This window comes from Streptomyces sp. DvalAA-14, from assembly GCF_900091855.1.
GTDB lineage: Bacteria > Actinomycetota > Actinomycetes > Streptomycetales > Streptomycetaceae > Actinacidiphila.
Window position 1 is genome coordinate 1 of record NZ_FMCH01000519.1, and the last position, 4,760, is coordinate 4,760.

Sequence of the window (4,760 nt, forward strand, 5' to 3'; positions counted from 1 at the left end):
GAGCGGGCCGTCGAGGTCCACGTCGTACGGGCCGGCGTCCGCGTCCCGCGGCTGCTTGGTGAAGCGCAGCGGCAGTCGGCGCACCGGCGAGTCGTCCTCGGGGGCGGGCGGCTCCTCGTCTTCGAAGAAGTCCTCCAGCGGTACGGCGTCCGGGTCCGGCGGCGCCGCGTACAGGCCGAGTTTGGTGCCGGCGTACCGCAGCCGCTGCGGGATGGCGTTGACCGGGGTGGCGGTGACCACCAGCAGTCCGAAGAGGGTGAAGAGCAGCAGCAGCGGCACGGCCAGCGGGGCGCCCACCGTGTAGAGGAAGGGGGACGCGGTGGCCCAGCCGATCAGGCCGCCGGCGTCCCGCAGGGCCTGGGCGCCCTGGTCGCGGCCCGGGGAGCCGCACGCGATGTGGATCAGGCCGAGCAGGCCGATCACCAGCGCGGACAGGCCGATCACGATCCGGCCGTTGGCCTCGGCCTGCTCCGGATGGCGCATCAGCCGGACGGCGATCGCGCCGAGCAGGAAGGGCACCAGCAGGTCGAGGCGGCCGAAAGCGCCGGTGACCAGCATTTTCACCAACTCGCCGACCGGGCCCTGCAGATTGGACCAGGTGCCGGCGGCGACGACCAGGGTCAGACCGATCAGCAGCAGCGCCAGGCCGTCCTTGCGGTGCGCCGGGTCCAGGCCGCGGGCACCGCGCCCTATGCCGCGGAAGATCGCGCCGACACTGTGCGCCAGGCCGAGCCATATGGCGCGCACCATGCGGTAGAGGGGGTTGGTCGCTGACGGGGCGGGGCGGGGCGCGGGTCTGACCGCCGCGGCCGCCTTCTTGGCGGGCGCCTTGGCGGGAGCGCTCTTCGCCGCGGGTTTCTTGGCCGCGGTCTTCTTCGCCGCAGGCTTCGCCGGGGCTTTCTTGGCGGTGCCGGACGTACGGGAGGCCATGGTGCCGAGGTTACCGCCCTTTGACCGGCCGACACGCCTGCCTGTGGATACGCCCGTCCGTGTCGGATGCCGCGCTGATCGGACGGCGGCCGGACGGCGGCCGGACAGCGGCCGCATGGTGGTCCCATGGTGGGCGGATCACCGTCGGTCGCCGCCCGGGTGACGGGACGTCATCGGACGTTCTCGGGCGGTCCGGCCGCCGACCTGCCGGCCGGTCAGCCCGCCCCCCAGGTCGGCGCGCTCGGCCTGACGGCCCGTCCGGCTCGGTCCCGCTCGGCCCGACGGTCCGTCCGGCTCCGCCCTGCTTGCCTCGACCGTGTCCGGAGCGGTCCGCCGCCGATCCGGCTCAGTCCGAGTTCTGCTGCTTGACGACGCCGCTGCCGGTGCCGGGCTCCAGTGCGTCCAGTGCCCGGCGCAGTCCGGTGAGTTTGCGCTCCAGGTGCGCGGCGGTCGCCACCGCCGCCCCGTCGCCGGATTCGTTGAGCTGCTTGCCGAGCGCTTCGGCCTGTTCCTCGACGGCGGCCAGCCGGGCCGACAGCTCCGCGATGATCCCCACCGACTCCCGGCCGCCGCCGTTGGTTCCGGCGCCGGCCGGCAGGCCCTGCTCCAACTGGAGCCGCAGCAGCGCCGCCTGCTCGCGCAGCTGGCAGTTCTTCATGTAGAGGTCGACGAACACCGACACCTTGGCGCGCAGCACCCACGGGTCGAACGGCTTGGAGATGTAGTCGACCGCGCCGGCCGCGTAACCGCGGAAGGTGTGGTGCGGGCCGTGGTTGATCGCGGTCAGGAAGATGATCGGGATGTCCCGGGTCCGCTCCCGCCGTTTGATGTGCGCCGCGGTCTCGAATCCGTCCATGCCGGGCATCTGCACATCGAGCAGGATCACCGCGAAGTCGTCGGTCAACAGCGCTTTGAGTGCTTCCTCCCCGGACGATGCCCGCACCAGTGTCTGATCGAGCGCCGAGAGGATCGCCTCCAGCGCCAGCAGATTCTCCGGCCGGTCATCGACCAGGAGGATCTTGGCCTTCTGCACCATGGCCCGCCCTCCTCGCCCCGGCCCTGTGCCGGTCGCCGCCCCCGGGGACAGCTCCGTCATGCCGCCCGTCCTTGTGCCGGTCATGGTAGCCGCACCCCGCCGTTCGCCACACCCTGTCACCGCCAGGTCACTCAACACGCACCGGAAACGTAGGCGGAGACCAGAAGGTTCCCCGATTCCAACGCTCTCACACCTCATCCGACACACGGGTCGGCAAAAGATACGCCTCCCCGTGCCGCGCCGCTCAACGGGCGTGCATCCACTGTTCCATGAGCGTGAGCAGATGGTCGGTGTCCACCGGCTTCGTCACATAATCCGACGCTCCTGAGTCGATGGCCTTCTCCCGGTCGCCCTTCATCGCCTTCGCGGTGAGCGCGATGATCGGCAGGCCGGCGAACTGCGGCATCTTCCGGATCGCCGTCGTGGTCGCGTAGCCGTCCATCTCCGGCATCATGATGTCCATCAGCACCACGGCGATGTCGTCGTACTGCTCCAGGACCTCGATGCCCTCCCGGCCGTTCTCGGCGTAGAGCACCGTCAGCCCGTACTGCTCCAGCACGCTGGTCAGCGCGAAGACATTGCGGATGTCGTCGTCGACGATCAGCACCTTCTCGCCGCTGAAGCTGCCGGTGAAGCCGGCGAAGGCGTCCCCTTGCGACTCGTCCGGCCACTGCTCGGGCTGGCCGATCCGGGCCTGTCCGTATCCGTGCACGCTGCCCGGGCCGCTGCCGTGCCCGCCCTGGCCGCCTCCCTGACCGCCCGGCTGGCCGTTGCCCGGCCCGTTGCCGTGGCCGTTGCCCTGACCGACGGACTGCCCGCTGCCCTGGCCGTGGTTCTGGCCGTTGCCCTGGCCGTTCGGGTGGCCGCAGTTGGCGGAGTGCGGGGCCGGGGGCACCGCGGAGCGTCGGCGCAGCCGGGCCAGGCTGCTGCCGGGGCTGCGGGTACGCCCTTGCGCGCCCTGCTCGCTCTCCGCGCCGTAGCCGCCGCCGACCGACAGCTGCGGCAGCGCCGGGGGCACCTCGCCGAGGCTCAGCGGCAGGTACAGCGTGAACGTCGATCCGCGTCCCGGCTGGCTGTCGGCGTGGATCTCCCCGCCGAGCAGCCGGGCGATCTCGCGGCTGATCGACAGCCCCAGGCCCGTACCGCCGTACTTGCGGCTGGTGGTGCCGTCGGCCTGCTTGAACGCCTCGAAGATGACCCGCATCTTGCCGGCCGCGATACCGATGCCGGTGTCGGTCACCGAGAACGCGATCAGCGGCTGGTCGGGCTCCCGCAGGGTGCCGGCCTCCAGCAGCTGCTCGCGGATGGACTGCGGCACCTCGGATCCCGCCGGGCGGATCACCAGCTCCACCGAGCCGCTGTCGGTGAACTTCACCGCGTTGGACAGCAGGTTGCGCAGCACCTGGAGCAGCCGCTGTTCGTCGGTGTGCAACGTCACCGGCAGCTCCGGCGAGACCCGGACCGAGAAGTCCAGGCCCTTCTCCGCCGTCAGCGGCCGGAAGGTGGCCTCCACGTAGTCGACGAGCTGCACCAGCGCGATCCGGGTCGGCGAGACGTCCATCTTGCCCGCCTCGACCTTGGACAGGTCCAGGATGTCGTTGATCAGCTGGAGCAGGTCGGAGCCGGCGCCGTGAATGGTCTGCGAGAACTCGACCTGCTTCGGCGACAGGTTGCCGTCGGCGTTGTCGGCCAGCAGCTTGGCCAGGATCAGCAGCGAGTTGAGCGGGGTGCGCAGCTCGTGCGACATATTGGCCAGGAACTCCGACTTGTAGCGCATCGAGACCGCCAACTGCTCGGCGCGCTCCTCCAGGACCTGCCGGGCCTCCTCGATCTCGGTGTTCTTCACCTCGATGTCGCGGTTCTGCCGGGCCAGCAGCTCGGCCTTGTCCTCCAGTTCGGCGTTGGACATCTCCAGCGCGCGCTGCCTGCTCTCCAGTTCGGCCGAGCGCTCCTGCAACTGCTCGGTCAGCTCCTGGGACTGCTTGAGCAGCCCCTCGGTCTTGGTGTTGACCGAGATGGTGTTGACGCTGATCGCGATGATGTCGGTGATCTGGTCGAGGAAGTCCTTCTGGATCTGGGTGAACGGCTGGAAGGCGGCCAGCTCGATCACCCCCAGCACCCGGCCCTCGAACAGCACCGGCAGCACGATCACATGGGACGGCGGCGCTTCGCCCAGCCCCGAAGTGATCTTCAGGTAGCCCGGCGGCACATGCTCGATCAGGATGCTGCGCTTCTCCACGGCGGCCTGCCCGATCAGCCCCTCGCCGGGCAGGAACACCGTGGACCGGGTGCGGCGGGAGAAGCCGTAGCTGCCGATCAGGTGCAGCTCGTACTCCTCGCCGACCTCGGTGGTGTCCTCGGCCAGGAAGAAGGCGCCGTGCTGCGCGGAGACCACCGGGGTCAGCTCGCTCATGATCAGCGCGGCCACGTCGCCGAGATCGCGGCGGCCCTGCATCAGGCCGGAGATCCTGGCCAGGTTGCCCTTGAGCCAGTCCTGCTCCTTGTTGGCCAGCGTGGTCTCGCGCAGCCGGACGATCATCGTGTTGATGTAGTCCTGCAGTTCCAGGATCTCGCCGGCCGCGTCCACGTCGATCCGCAGGTTCAGATCACCGCGGGTCACCGCGGTGGCGACCTGCGCGATGTTGCGCACCTGCGAGGTGAGGTTGTTGGCCATCAGGTTCACCGACTCGGTGAGGTCCTTCCAGATACCGGAGACGTCCGGCACCCGCGCCTGACCGCCCAGGCGGCCCTCGGTGCCCACCTCGCGGGCCACCCGGGTCACCTCGTCACCGAA

General features: G+C 70.2%; 2 protein-coding genes and 1 pseudogene. All 3 read right to left on the reverse strand.

Annotated elements, in window-relative coordinates:
- Positions 1–930 (reverse strand): annotated as a pseudogene (locus GA0115240_RS28020) (cell division protein FtsK); the annotation flags it as partial.
- A gap of 346 nt (positions 931–1,276) precedes the next feature.
- A complete protein-coding gene (locus GA0115240_RS28025; RefSeq protein WP_093740928.1) occupies positions 1,277–1,966 on the reverse strand; it encodes a response regulator in 690 nt (229 codons plus the stop codon).
- Positions 1,967–2,210: 244 nt separating this feature from the next.
- Positions 2,211–4,760 (reverse strand): ATP-binding protein (locus GA0115240_RS28030; RefSeq protein WP_141708986.1); only part of this gene is annotated, 2,550 nt, incomplete at its 5' end.

What these genes read in the sequence shown, in the direction of transcription:
- GA0115240_RS28025 (WP_093740928.1), bottom strand. Translation starts at nt 1,966, where the DNA reads ATGGTGCAGAAGGCCAAGATCCTCCTGGTCGATGACCGGCCGGAGAAT.